The organism is Paraburkholderia sediminicola, from assembly GCF_046026895.1.
GTDB classification, from domain to species: Bacteria; Pseudomonadota; Gammaproteobacteria; order Burkholderiales; family Burkholderiaceae; genus Paraburkholderia; species Paraburkholderia sediminicola_C.
The window spans coordinates 1-13,144 of the sequence record NZ_JAQQEU010000010.1; the positions used below are offsets into that span (position 1 = coordinate 1).

Sequence of the window (13,144 nt, forward strand, 5' to 3'; positions counted from 1 at the left end):
GGGGGGGGGGGGGCCGGGGCGCCGGCGGGGCGGCCCCCCCCCCGCGCCCCGGCGCGGGCGGTCCGCCGCCGGCGCCGCCACAGCAGCAAGCCGGTAATGGAGGCGGACGCGGCAACGGCGGGGGTGGCGGCCAATGGCGCGGGCAGAACAGCCGTCAGCCTGGGCAGCCGACTGATCATTAAGCGACGTGTTTCGAGCGGGCCGCCTCTTGCGCGGCCTGCTGCGCCTCACGTGGATTCATTGGCGGCTTCATCCGGCGTCTAGTTGCATCACGCATGGAAATGCGGCGGCACGGCAGCGTCAGCGCGAGGACGCGTGTTGCACATGACTCTGCCGCATGACTGCGCGCAAGCCTCACCTGCTTGACCACGCGGTACGAGAGGGCAATTCGCCTTCTCCACCCGCACCGAAGCGCATCGAGACTCTGCCGCGCACCTCAGCCGATATGGCTGCGCTGCGCGGCGTACAACTCCCTGAACGTCCGGCCGACCGGAGCCGGCATCTCGCGCGTATCGGTCCAGCCAGCACCACCCAACGGCAGTTTGGCGATCGAACGGTTGCGCCCGCCCATCCGCTCAAGCACCCGCACCGCCAGTTTGGTGAAGAGCGCGTAAGCATCAGGATGCAGAGCCAGAAAACCCCACACGGCAAGACCCACGCGTTCTTTCCAGGGCCGCAGACGCCGCTCCACCTGCTTTTCGCGCAGCTTGCGCAATAGATCGGAAAGCGGAATTCCCACCGGGCAAACGCTATTGCACTCGCCGCACAGGGTCGCGGCTTGCGGCAAATCCAGCGCCTCGTCGATCCCGACATAGCTCGGCGTCAACACCGACCCCATAGGTCCCGGATAAACCCACCCATATGCGTGGCCGCCCACCTTCTGATAAACCGGGCAATGGTTCATGCACGCACCACAGCGAATGCACCTGAGCATCGCCTGAAAATCGCCCCCAATCAGCCCCGTACGCCCGCCGTCGACCAGCACCACGTACATATGCTCGGGACCATCCTGATCGCCCGCGCCGCGCGGCCCAGTCAGCATGGAGAAATAGTTCGACGTGGCCTGCCCGGTCGCCGAGCGCGGCAGTAGACGCATGGCCGTCGCGAGATCCTCCAGCGTCGGCAGCACCTTCTCGATACCGGTCACGGCGACATGCACGCGCGGCATCACCGTGCACATGCCTTCGTTGCCCTCGTTCGTGACGAGGACGACCGAGCCCGTTTCGGCGACGACGAAGTTGCCGCCCGTCACCCCCATGTCCGCGCTCAGGAAGTGCGGCCGCAGCATTTCGCGCGCTTCGCGCGTCATCTCCGGAATCTCTGTCAGACGCGGCCGGCCGTGGGTTTTCGCGAACAGGCCGGCGATCTCCTCCTTATCCTTATGGACGACCGGCGCGATGATGTGGCTTGGCGGCTCGTTGTCGTTGATCTGCAGAATGTACTCGCCGAGGTCGGTTTCGATCGACTGCACGCCCATCTGCCCGAGCACTTCGTTCAGGCGTATTTCCTCGGTGACCATCGACTTGGTCTTGATCACCTTCTTCACGTCGTGCTTGCGCGCAATATCGCCGACGATCCGGGCGGCCTCCTGGGTCGTCTCGGCGAACAGCACCGTCACGCCGCGCCGAGTCGCCTCGCGCTCGAAGCTTTCCAGCCACACGTCGAGATTCTCCAGCGCGCGATTGCGGCGCTCCTTGAGCGCGGCGCGAGTCGCCGGAAAGTCGATCGCGGTCATCGCCGTGGCGCGGGCCGACACGAACTTGCTGGACAGCTTGGTCAGGTTCTGCTGCAAACGCTGATCGGCGAGCTTCTGACCGGCGCGAGCCTTGAACTGCATCGATTGAACTTGCATGGCGGCCTTATGCGGAATCGAAAGGAAACGCGCGGAACGAGTAGCGTGAAACGAATGGCGCGCGGGTAGTGCGGGATGGCGCGCGGCGAACGGGCGATACCCTCACACATCGCCGGCAAGCACTTGTGCGATGTGCAGCACCCGCGTCCTCGAGTCGCCGGTGCGCCGCAGACGGCCTTCGATATTGAGCATGCAGCCAAGATCGCCAAGCACCACCGTGCCGGTGCCGCTCGCGCCGATATTCGCGCATTTCTCGTCGACGATCGCGGTCGAAATATCGCCGTACTTGACTGCGAACGTGCCGCCGAAACCGCAGCAATGCTCGCAGTCCGTCATCTCCTTCACCGCCACGCCGACTTGCGCGAGCAACGCGCGCGGCTGGCTCTTGACGCCGAGTTCGCGCAAACCCGAGCAGGAGTCGTGATACGTCACCTGACCCTGGCCCGCGAACTCCCCTGGCTGCAATTGCACCCTGGCGACATTGACGAGGAACTCGGTCAGCTCGAACACCTTCGCGCGCAATCGCCCGAAGCGGTTCATCAGTTCGGGATCGTCCGCGAACAGGTCGCCATAGTGCGCGCGGAGCATGCCGCCGCACGACCCCGAGGGCACCACCACGTAATCGAACTGTTCGAACTCGCGCAGGGTCTTTTCGCCGAGATCGCGTGCGATGCGCCGCTCTCCCGAGTTGTACGCGGGCTGGCCGCAACAGGTCTGCGCGGGGGGCACCACCACCTCGAAGCCGGCGCCTTCGAGCAGCTTGATGACCGAAAAACCGATTTCGGGACGCATCAGGTCGACCAGGCAGGTGACGAACAATCCGACTCGCATGAGCCCTCCTTCGGGAAAACGTCCCTGATTATCCGCTGTTTGGCGCACAATACCAACGGCCAGAAGGCATAGGACGAACATAGGACGAAACTGGAGCCGCCCTTCGAAGCGCGTTCGCTTTTTTCACAATACGAGATACAATCAATTTCCGCTGTTTGACGCGCCACCCCAATCCCTCCCATGAGCGATACGAACCCGGATCCCAAAACTTCGATCCAGGTGATCGAACGCATGATGCGCCTGCTCGATGCACTCGCGGCCCATAGCGACCCGGTCAGCCTGAAAGAACTCGCTATCCGCACGGAGCTGCATCCGTCCACCGCGCACCGCATCCTGAACGATATGGTGATGTGCCGGCTGGTCGACCGTTCGGACCCCGGCACTTACCGTCTCGGCATGCGCCTGCTCGAACTGGGTAATCTGGTGAAGGCGCGCCTGTCGGTACGCGACGCGGCGCTCACGCCAATGCGCGAACTGCACCGCCAGACGGGCCAGACCGTGAATCTGTCGGTGCGTCAGGGTGACGAGATCGTGTATATCGAGCGCGCGTACTCCGAACGCTCCGGCATGCAGGTGGTGCGGGCCATCGGCGGGCGGGCGCCGTTGCATCTGACCTCGGTGGGCAAGCTGTTCCTTGCCGCCGACGAGTCGAACCGCGTGCGGGCTTACGCGACGCGCACCGGGCTGTCGGGACACACGCAGAACAGCATCACCGACCTGACCAAGCTGGAGCGCGAACTGTCGCACGTGCGGCAGCAGGCTTGCGCGCGCGACAACGAGGAACTGGAACTCGGGGTTCGCTGTATTGCGGCCGGCATATACGACGACACCGGCAAGCTGGTCGCGGGCCTGTCGCTATCGGCGCCGGCGGACCGCTTGCAGGACTCGTGGCTCGGGCAGCTCAGCCAGACGGCGCTGATGATTTCCGAATCGCTCGGCTATCGGCCGCAAGCGCCGCACGACCATTCGCGTGGTCAGCACAACTAGGACCCCGGCGACCTTTCCTTCGGCATTCGACATTCGATATTCGGCATAAAAAAAGCCTCGCATTCGCGAGGCTTTTTTTTCGAGCCGGCCGATCCGGAAAAACCGCCCGGCCGCCGTACCGCGTCAGGTGCCCGCGCCGCTGGCGTCCGCGCTGGTGATGCGCGCCTGGTCGCCGCCGTTGTCCAGCCACGTGCGCAAACGCGAGGCGTCCGCGAAACGCGAGTACTTACCCGACGAATCGAGCAGCACCATGATCATCGGACGACCATGGATGGTCGCCTGCATCACGAGGCACTCGCCCGCTTCGTTGATGAAACCGGTCTTCTGCAGGCCGATGTCCCACGTCGGGTTACGCACCAGCGCATTGGTGCTGTTGTACGCCAGCGTGCGCTTGCCGGTGTACACCTCGTAGCTGTGGTCGGTCGAGAAACGGCGAATCACCGGATATTGGTACGCCGCGTTGACCATCTTCACGAGGTCGCGCGCGCTCGACACGTTCTGGCTCGTCAAACCGGTCGGGTTTTCGAAGTGCGTGTCGGTCATGCCGAGTTGCTTCGCCTTGGCGTTCATCGCTGCGAGGAACGCCGGGCGGCCGCCCGGGAAGTAACGCGAGAGCGCCGCGGCGGCACGGTTTTCCGAGGCCATCAGCGCGATGTGCAGCATGTCTTCACGCGACAGCACCGAGCCCACCGACAGGCGCGAGCCCGTGTTCTTCTCGTAGTCGCGGTCTTCGTCGGTGACTTCGATCTGGTCGGTCATCGGCTCTTTCGAATCGAGCACCACCATCGCCGTCATCAGCTTGGTGATCGACGCGATCGGCACCACGGCGCGCGAGTTCTTGTCGAACAGCGACTCGCCGGTATTCTGGTCGATCACATACGCCACGCTCGAGCGCAGCATCAGCGCGTCCGGCGTTTCGTGCAGACCGAAAGCCTGCCCCACGGTCGGCTGGCGCGGCTCGTACGCGACGCGGCGCATCACCGAGTGGTGACGGCCGTTCGACGTGAAGCTCACGCGCTTGCGCTTGACGGTGGCGCGCGGCGCATCGTCGTCCGCGGCGGCGACGGTCTTCGCAGCGGCGCCTTTGCCGGCCTTCGCCGACTTGCTCGACTCCTTCGCGGCGGCAGTGGCGGCGGCCGGCTTCTTCGCGGCTTTTGCGTGTTTGAAGGTTTTTGCACTTTCAGCAGGCGTAGCGGCAAAAGTGCTGACGGGCGTGGCGAACGCCGCTGCGACGACCAGAGAGACGGCCACCGACAGAGCGGTGCTGCGGGCCGCGCCGTGGATCACTTTTAGCGACGAAAACATGTCGGTTTTCATGGGTGTTCGGTAGGGAGCGGCGAGAGGTTTCCGCAAGTGTAGTAAAACAACGAAAAATTAGCAATTTGAAGCACTTATGAGCACTCCTTAAACCGGCTTGTAAGCTCCGATCGCAAAAACACAAATAAGTGCCGGCCTCGATCGAAAAAAACGATCGAGGCGGCCTGCGCCTCGTCCAGTGCCGCGTCAGCGCGAATCGAGGGGATTCTTGCAGCATAACGGCAAGTTTGAGACAACCTTGATCAGGGGAAATACTGTCGGCATCGGCCGATGCGGCGGCTCACATCCCTTGGAACCTCGCCGCGCCCCGCGTCCACCTCTTAAGCGCCTGCTGGAAATCGACGACGCGCGTTCGACTGGCTTAGATCAATAACGTTCCTTAACACTTTGTGGTTTACAGGGAAGCTCCAAATGCCCGGATTTTTTCAAGATGCCGACGTTACCACAGCGCTCTACCGCGCATTCCTGCAGAAAATTAGCTGCAAAAATCGCCAACAGTAGGCGCTTTCTTGCCGCACCAGCGCGGTGCAGCCCACAAATCAGCCGCCGTCATGTGAATGTCATGCCTACTGCATAAGATATTGTTTTATCAGCAATTTCTTAACATTGTGCGACGCACAAAAAATACTTGACATTAGTTGCGCGCATCTTAAAATGGGAACCATTGCTGCGATGCACAATACATCGCGGTCCGGGGAGACGACCTAAGCCGTCTCGCCACCCACCCAATGCGGTCCGCACAGACAGACCGCTACCCAGGAGCGTAAACCATGACTCTGCTGACCCCTGAGCAATTCGCCGCAGCCCAGAAAGCCAACTTCGAAACGCTGTTCGGCCTGACGACCAAAGCATTTGAAGGCGTCGAAAAGCTGGTTGAACTGAACCTGCAAGTCGTGAAGTCGACCCTCGCGGAAAGCCAGGAAAATGCCCAACGCGCGTTGTCGGTGAAGGACGCGCAAGAATTGCTGGCGCTGCAGGCAAGCCTCGCGCAGCCGGTGGCTGAAAAGGCGCTGTCGTATGGCCGCCACGTGTATGAAATCGTCTCGGCCACGCAAGGTGAATTCACCCGCGTCGCTGAAGCCCAGTTCGAAGAGCAAAACCGCAAGGTTCAGTCGCTCGTCGAGAACGTCGCGAAGAACGCACCGGCCGGTTCGGAAACCGCAGTTGCCGTGATGAAGTCGGCGATCACCGCCGCCAACACCACGTACGAAACGGTCCACAAGGCAACCAAGCAAGCCGTCGAGATCGCTGAAAGCAACTTCAATGCAGCCGCTACGGCCGCATCGAAGGCAGCTTCGCAAGCCGCCGCGCAAGCATCGCGCTCGGCCAAGAAGGCAGTCTAAGCTTCAGCCTACGCTTTGACGCAGCACCCCCACGCCGGCCCAGCGCACCCGCTGGGCCGGCGTTATCGCAAGCAACAGCGTCGCGCCGTTGCCGCTCACACGGTTTGATTGGCCGAACGCTCCGATACGTTGAACAACGTATCGTTTGCCCGGCGTAAGGCCGGGATTTTTTTTCCGGTCGTCTGCTTGCTCTGCCCTGTCCGGGGTCAAAAAAAACGGCGCGCCCTTCACAGGACGCGCCGTTTTTTCTTTGCTTCGCCGGGGCCGCCCGCAAGCGAACGGCCCCAACGAGCAGCGTTACTTCTTCTTTTGCGGCGGCAGGTCGGTACACACGCCTTCATACAACTCGGCCGCCATTCCGATCGATTCGCCGAGCGTCGGATGCGGATGTATCGTTTTGCCGATATCCGTTGCATCCGCACCCATTTCGATCGCGAGACAAACTTCGCTGATCAGGTCGCCCGCGTTCAGACCGACGATGCCGCCGCCGATCACGCGATGCGTTTCCTCATCGAACAGCAGCTTCGTAAAGCCTTCGTCGCGGCCGTTGGCGATCGCGCGGCCCGAAGCGGCCCACGGGAACACCGCCTTGCCGTACTTGACGCCCTCGGCCTTCAACTGGTCTTCCGTCTTGCCGGCCCACGCCACTTCCGGATCGGTGTAAGCCACCGACGGAATCTGCAGCGCGTCGAAGTACGCCTTTTCGCCATGCGCCGCTTCCGCGGCGACGTGGCCTTCGTGCACCGCCTTGTGCGCAAGCATCGGCTGACCGACGATATCGCCGATCGCGAAGATATGCGGCACGTTGGTGCGCATCTGCTTGTCGACGTCGATGAAGCCACGCTCCGTGACCGCGACGCCGGCCTTGTCCGCGCCGATTCTCTTGCCGTTCGGCGTACGGCCGACAGCGACCAGCACGAGGTCATAGCGCTGCGCTTCGGCCGGCGCCTGCTCGCCTTCGAACGACACGTAGATGCCGTCGTCCTTCGCTTCGGCCGCAGTGGTCTTGGTCTTCAGCATGACGCTGGCGAAACGCTTGCTGTTGTACTTGTCCCAGACCTTGACCAGATCGCGGTCCGCGCCGGCCATCAGGACGTCGAGCATTTCGACCACGTCGATCTTCGCGCCGAGCGTCGCGTACACGGTCGCCATTTCCAGGCCGATGATGCCGCCGCCGACCACCAGCATGCGCTGCGGAATCTGCCGCAGTTCGAGCGCGCCGGTCGAATCGACCACGCGCGGATCTTCCGGAATGAACGGCAGTTTCACCGCTTCCGAGCCCGCGGCGATGATCGCCTGCTTGAACTTGACGACCTTCTTGCCGCTTTCGGTCTGCACTTCCATGTGATACGGATCGACGAACGCGCCGGTGCCCGTCACCACTTCGACCTTGCGCATCTTGGCCATGCCCGCGAGACCGCCCGTCAGCTTCTTGACGACGCCCGACTTGAAGTCGCGCAGCTTGTCGAGATCGATCTGCGGCTTCCCGAACGTGATGCCGTGCGCGCCGAGTTCTTCGGCTTCGTCGATCACGAGCGCGGTGTGCAGCAGCGCCTTCGACGGAATACAGCCGACGTTCAGACAGACGCCACCGAGCGTCGAATAACGTTCGACCAGCACCGTCTTCATGCCGAGATCGGCCGAGCGGAACGCGGCCGAATAGCCTCCCGGGCCCGAACCGAGCACGAGCATGTCGCATTCGATGTCGGCGCTGCCGGAGAAACTGCCGGCTTGCGGAGCGGGCGCCGCGGCTTTGGGCGCGGCAGGCGCGGCAGCTTGCGCCGGCGCTTTTTCGGCTGCTTTCGGCGCTTCCTTCGCGGGCGCCGCTTCACCGGACGTTTCGACGAGCGCGACCACCGTGCCCTGCGAAACCTTGTCACCGGCCTTGATGCGGACTTCCTTGACGGTGCCGGCGACGTCGCTCGGCACTTCCATGGAAGCCTTATCGGACTCGAGCGTCAACAGCGACTGTTCTTTTTCGATTGCATCGCCCGGCTTGATGTTGACTTCGATGACATCGACGTCCTTGAAGTCACCGATGTCCGGCACTTTTACTTCGACGAGACTCATGGTGTCCCCTTCTCTTATTAATCGGTGATGAGCCGCGCGCGAATGCGCGCTGCGCAAACGGAAGGACGCGGATGAGCTAAGCAAACTGCCTGAGCAATCTGCCCGAGCAACCGCGCCCCGGCAACAACCTCACCAACCGATCAAAGAATCACACGCCGGAAATCGGCAAGAATCGCACTCAGGTAGGCATTGAAGCGAGCCGCTTCCGCCCCGTCGATCACGCGATGGTCATACGACAGCGACAGCGGCAGCGTCAGGCGCGGCACGAACTGCTTGCCGTCCCACACCGGCTTCATCGCACCGCGCGACAGACCGAGAATCGCGACTTCAGGCGCGTTGATGATCGGCGTGAAATTCGTGCCGCCGATCCCGCCCAGCGACGAAATCGAGAAGCAGCCGCCTTGCATCTGATCCGGCTTCAGCTTGCCATCGCGCGCGGCCTTCGACAGATCGGTCATTTCCTTCGCGATCTCCACGAGGCCCTTTTTGTCAGCGTCACGAATCACCGGCACCACCAGACCGTTCGGCGTATCGGCGGCAAAACCCACGTGGTAGTACTGCTTGAACACGAGGTTGTCGCCGTCGAGGCTTGCGTTGAAGGTCGGGAATTTCTTCAGGGCCGACACCACGGCCTTGATCACGAACGCCAGCATCGTGATCTTCACGCCGGCCTTTTCGTTTTCCTTGTTCAACTGCACGCGCAGCGCTTCAAGTTCGGTGATGTCCGCTTCGTCGTTGTTCGTGACGTGCGGGATCATGACCCAGTTGCGATGCAGATTCGCACCCGAAATCTTCTTGATGCGCGACAGCGGCTTCGGATCGATCGGACCGAACTTCGTGAAGTCGACCTTCGGCCACGGCAGCAGATTCAACTCGCCGCCACCCGCCGCGGGTGCTGCCGCACCTGCGGGCGCAGCACGCTGGCCGGTCATCACGCCCTTGATGAAGGCGGTCACGTCGGCCTGCGTAATACGGCCCTTCGGACCCGTGCCCTGCACTTGCGTCACGTCGACGCCGAGTTCGCGCGCGAACTTGCGCACCGACGGCGACGCATGGCTCGCGCGACGTGTGCCGCCCTCGCCGGCCGGGATCAGCGGCGCTTGCGCGAGCGCTGACGGGGCCGCCGGTGCGGGCGACGGCGTCGCCGGCGCGTCGGACGGCTTTTCGGCCGGGGCCTGCTGCGCGGCAGGTGTGGGCGCCGCAGCGGCCGCGCCGCCTTCGGCTTCCACCACGACGATCACCGAACCTTCCGAGACCGTATCGCCGACCTTGACCTTCACTTCCTTGACGACGCCGGCGGCCGAACTGGGCACGTCCATGGTCGCCTTGTCGGATTCGAGCGTCACCAGCGACTGCTCTTTCTCGACGCGATCGCCGACCTTCACCGCGACCTCGATCACGGGAATGTCTTTGTAATCGCCGATATCCGGCACCTTGACTTCCTGCAGGCCGCCGCCGCTTGCCGCGGGCGCTGCAGCGGGAGCCGGTGCCGCAGCGGGCGCGGGCGCCGGTGCGGCGGCGGGCGCAGCAGCGGCCGCACCGCCTGCCGCGCCATCCAGCACGACGATCAGCGAACCTTCCGACACGTTGTCGCCGACCTTGACCTTCACTTCCTTGACGACGCCGGCGGCCGAGCTGGGCACGTCCATGGTCGCCTTGTCGGATTCCAGCGTGACGAGCGATTGCTCTTTCTCGACGGTGTCACCCGCCTTCACCAGCACCTCGATCACAGGGATGTCCTTGTAATCGCCGATGTCCGGCACCTTGACTTCGATCGCTTGACTCATTGATAGTGTCTCCTGGGCCGCGCCCGCGCCCGGCCTCTGTCGATCAGAGGCGGGCGCGCACGCCGTGGCACACGGGGAATGATGCGTTAGACGGTCATCGGGTTGGGTTTGGCGGGATCAAGGTTGTATTTCTTGAGCGCCTCGGCGACGACCTTGCGTTCGATCGTGCCCTCGTCTGCCAGTGCATTCAACGCGGCAACCGTGACCCAGTAGCGGTCGACTTCGAAGAAGTGGCGCAGCTTCTCGCGAGTGTCCGAACGGCCATAGCCGTCCGTGCCCAGCACGACGAACTTCTGCGGCACGAACGCGCGGATCTGCTCGGTCAGCGCGCGCACGTAGTCGGTCGATGCGATGACCGGACCTTGTGCATCCTTGAGCAGCTTCTCGACGTGCGAGAGCTTCTTTTCTTCGGTCGGGTGCAGCAGGTTCCAGCGCTGCACTTCGTGGCCTTCGCGCGCGAGTTCGGTGAAGCTCGGCACGCTCCACAGGTCGGCGGCGACGCCCCAGTCGTTCTTCAGCAGGTCGGCCGCGGCGATCACTTCGTTGAAGATCGTGCCCGCGCCCATCAGCTGAACGCGCGGCGCCTTCTTGTCCGCCTCGGCCTTGCGGAACGCGTACATGCCCTTGATGATGTCGGCCGCTACCGCATCGCCCTGCGGAATCGCCGGGTGCTCGTAGTTCTCGTTCATCACGGTGATGTAGTAGTACACGTCTTCCTGGTCGGCCACCATGCGGCGCAGACCGTCCTGCATGATGACCGCGAGTTCGTAGCCGAACGTCGGGTCATAGCTGATGCAGTTCGGCACCGAAGCGGCCCACAGCAGCGAGTGGCCGTCTTCGTGTTGCAGACCTTCGCCGTTCAGCGTCGTGCGGCCAGCGGTGCCGCCCAGCAGGAAGCCGCGCGAGCGCATGTCGCCCGCCGCCCATGCCAGGTCGCCGATCCGCTGGAAGCCGAACATCGAATAGAAGATGTAGAACGGGATCATGATTTCGCCGTGCGTCGAGTACGACGTCGCGGCGGCGATCCAGTCGGCCATGCCGCCGGCTTCGTTGATGCCTTCCTGCAGGATCTGACCGGTTTCCGACTCACGGTAGAACATCAGCTGGTCGGAATCTTCCGGCACGTACTTCTGGCCTTCCTGATTCCAGATACCGATCTGACGGAACAGGCCTTCCATACCGAAGGTACGCGACTCGTCCGGCACGATCGGCACGACCCGCTTGCCGAGCGCCTTGTCTTTCAGCAGGATGTTCAGGATCCGCACGAACGCCATCGTCGTGGAGATCTCGCGGCCTTCGCCCGTGCCCTTCAACAGCGGCTCGAATGCCGAGAGTTCCGGCACCGGCAGCGATTCCGCCTTCTGGCGACGCGCCGGCAGATAGCCGCCGAGGTCCTGGCGGCGGGCGCGCATGTACTCGAGTTCCTTCGAACCTTCTTCGAACTTGAGGTAGGGCACGTTGACGAGATCTTCGTCGGCGATCGGCAGACGGAACTGGTCGCGGAATTTCTTCAGCTGCTCCACCTGCATCTTCTTCTGCTGGTGGGTGATGTTCATCGCCTGGCCGGCTTCGCCCATGCCATAGCCCTTGATCGTCTTCGCGAGAATGACGGTCGGCTGGCCCTTCGAATTCGACGCTTCCTGGAACGCTGCGTAGATCTTGTGCGGATCGTGGCCGCCGCGGTTCAGATTCCAGATGTCGTCGTCTGACCATTCGGCGACCAGCGCCTTCAGCTCCGGCGTGTTGAAGAAGTGCTCGCGCACAAACGCGCCCGACTCCGACTTGTACGTCTGGTATTCGCCGTCGACGACTTCCATCATCCGGCGCATCAGCGCGCCCGACTTGTCGCGCTGGAACAGCGCATCCCAGCGGCTGCCCCAGATGACCTTGATCACGTTCCAGCCGGCGCCGCGGAATTCGCTTTCGAGTTCCTGGATGATCTTGCCGTTGCCGCGCACCGGGCCATCGAGACGCTGCAGGTTGCAGTTGATCACGAACACCAGGTTGTCGAGGCGTTCGCGTCCGGCCATGCCGATCGCGCCGAGCGATTCCGGCTCGTCCGTCTCACCGTCGCCGAGGAAGGCCCAGACCTTGCGGCCGTCGGTCTTCGCGACGCCGCGCGCCTGCATGTACTTCATGAAGCGCGCCTGGTAGATCGCCATGATCGGGCCGAGGCCCATCGACACGGTCGGGAACTGCCAGAAGTCCGGCATCAGCCACGGGTGCGGATACGACGAAATGCCCTCGCCGCCCACTTCCTGACGGAAGTTGTCGAGCTGGTTTTCGGTCAGGCGGCTGAGCAGGAACGCGCGCGAGTAGACGCCCGGCGACGAGTGGCCCTGCACGAACACGAGATCGCCGCCGTGTTCGGCCGACGGTGCATGCCAGAAATGGTTGTAGCCGACGTCATACAGCGTGGCCGCCGAAGCGAACGACGCGATGTGGCCGCCGACGTTGGTTTCCTTGCCGGCGCGCAGCACCATCGCGATGGCGTTCCAGCGGGTGTACGAGCGGATGCGGTGTTCGAGGTCCTGGTCGCCGGGGATCTTCGCCTGGCGCGCGACCGGAATCGTGTTGATGTACGGGGTGTTCGCCGAGAACGGCAGATGTTCGCCGTGCACGCGCGCGAATTCGATCTGTTTCTCGATCAGGTAATGGGCACGGTCTGGGCCCACAGCAGAAATCACGCCATCCAGCGCTTCAAGCCATTCGCCGGTTTCCTGGGGATCGTCGTCTTTTTCGGCGGCGACATATTTCATGACTTCGTCGGGTACAGCGGACATGCTCGTCTCCTGGATGTAGAGGAACGCACTTTGACAGACGGCGCGGGCGAGGCACGACCGCGGCAGCTTCGGCCGATTGTAATAAGGGTCCCGACGTCCACGCAACAAAATTTTCAAATTACGAGATCGATTCTCATAATGCGACAAATTGCTGCAGCGCAACCTGATTTGACT

The 13,144-nt window shown here is 63.0% G+C and carries 9 protein-coding genes; 2 read left to right on the forward strand and 7 right to left on the reverse strand.

Annotated features, from left to right (window positions below; all coding sequences use genetic code 11):
* Nucleotides 1–436 precede the first annotated feature (436 nt).
* Entirely contained in the window at nucleotides 437–1,852 is a 1,416-nt protein-coding gene (locus PQR02_RS09485; protein ID WP_408228852.1) for a lactate utilization protein B, read from the reverse strand.
* Between the two features lie 102 nt (nucleotides 1,853–1,954).
* On the reverse strand, nucleotides 1,955–2,683 hold the full coding sequence (locus PQR02_RS09490; RefSeq protein WP_408228855.1) for a (Fe-S)-binding protein: 729 nt from the start codon (nucleotides 2,681–2,683) through the stop codon (nucleotides 1,955–1,957).
* A gap of 180 nt (nucleotides 2,684–2,863) precedes the next feature.
* On the opposite strand from PQR02_RS09490, the gene PQR02_RS09495 reads away from it, so the two are divergent.
* Nucleotides 2,864–3,670: an IclR family transcriptional regulator gene (locus PQR02_RS09495; protein WP_408228858.1), complete on the forward strand. Its 807-nt coding sequence runs from the start codon at nucleotides 2,864–2,866 to the stop codon at nucleotides 3,668–3,670.
* Between the two features lie 123 nt (nucleotides 3,671–3,793).
* On the opposite strand, the gene pbpG is transcribed toward PQR02_RS09495, so the two are convergent.
* A complete protein-coding gene (pbpG, locus tag PQR02_RS09500; RefSeq protein WP_408228861.1) occupies nucleotides 3,794–4,987 on the reverse strand; it encodes a D-alanyl-D-alanine endopeptidase in 1,194 nt (397 codons plus the stop codon).
* A gap of 770 nt (nucleotides 4,988–5,757) precedes the next feature.
* Here pbpG and PQR02_RS09505 point away from each other — a divergent pair.
* Nucleotides 5,758–6,330 (forward strand): phasin family protein, encoded by a 573-nt coding sequence (locus PQR02_RS09505; RefSeq protein WP_095418901.1) that lies wholly within the window; start codon nucleotides 5,758–5,760, stop codon nucleotides 6,328–6,330.
* Between the two features lie 3 nt (nucleotides 6,331–6,333).
* On the opposite strand, the gene PQR02_RS09510 is transcribed toward PQR02_RS09505, so the two are convergent.
* The 4 genes from PQR02_RS09510 to aceE form a co-directional block, all read right to left on the reverse strand.
* Nucleotides 6,334–6,561, reverse strand: a complete 228-nt coding sequence (locus PQR02_RS09510; RefSeq protein WP_408228864.1) for a hypothetical protein — start codon at nucleotides 6,559–6,561, stop codon at nucleotides 6,334–6,336.
* A 66-nt stretch (nucleotides 6,562–6,627) separates the two neighbouring features.
* Nucleotides 6,628–8,400: a dihydrolipoyl dehydrogenase gene (gene lpdA / locus PQR02_RS09515; protein ID WP_408228867.1), complete on the reverse strand. Its 1,773-nt coding sequence runs from the start codon at nucleotides 8,398–8,400 to the stop codon at nucleotides 6,628–6,630.
* 140 nt (nucleotides 8,401–8,540) lie between these two features.
* The gene (gene aceF / locus PQR02_RS09520; RefSeq protein ID WP_408228870.1) at nucleotides 8,541–10,187 is read right to left on the reverse strand and encodes a dihydrolipoyllysine-residue acetyltransferase; all 1,647 of its coding nucleotides are present in this window, start codon (nucleotides 10,185–10,187) and stop codon (nucleotides 8,541–8,543) included.
* 86 nt (nucleotides 10,188–10,273) lie between these two features.
* Nucleotides 10,274–12,970 carry a pyruvate dehydrogenase (acetyl-transferring), homodimeric type gene (aceE, locus tag PQR02_RS09525; protein ID WP_408228873.1) on the reverse strand — a complete coding sequence of 899 codons (2,697 nt, stop codon included), beginning with the start codon at nucleotides 12,968–12,970 and terminating at the stop codon, nucleotides 10,274–10,276.
* Nucleotides 12,971–13,144 lie beyond the last annotated feature (174 nt).

Bases quoted from the DNA above. Each gene is read 5' to 3' on its own strand.
- pbpG (WP_408228861.1), bottom strand. From the start codon at position 4,987: ATGAAAACCGACATGTTTTCGTCGCTAAAAGTGATCCACGGCGCGGCC.
- aceE (WP_408228873.1), bottom strand. From the start codon at position 12,970: ATGTCCGCTGTACCCGACGAAGTCATGAAATATGTCGCCGCCGAAAAA.
- PQR02_RS09485 (WP_408228852.1), bottom strand. From the start codon at position 1,852: ATGCAAGTTCAATCGATGCAGTTCAAGGCTCGCGCCGGTCAGAAGCTC.
- aceF (WP_408228870.1), bottom strand. From the start codon at position 10,187: ATGAGTCAAGCGATCGAAGTCAAGGTGCCGGACATCGGCGATTACAAG.
- PQR02_RS09505 (WP_095418901.1), top strand. From the start codon at position 5,758: ATGACTCTGCTGACCCCTGAGCAATTCGCCGCAGCCCAGAAAGCCAAC.
- PQR02_RS09495 (WP_408228858.1), top strand. From the start codon at position 2,864: ATGAGCGATACGAACCCGGATCCCAAAACTTCGATCCAGGTGATCGAA.
- lpdA (WP_408228867.1), bottom strand. From the start codon at position 8,400: ATGAGTCTCGTCGAAGTAAAAGTGCCGGACATCGGTGACTTCAAGGAC.
- PQR02_RS09490 (WP_408228855.1), bottom strand. From the start codon at position 2,683: ATGCGAGTCGGATTGTTCGTCACCTGCCTGGTCGACCTGATGCGTCCC.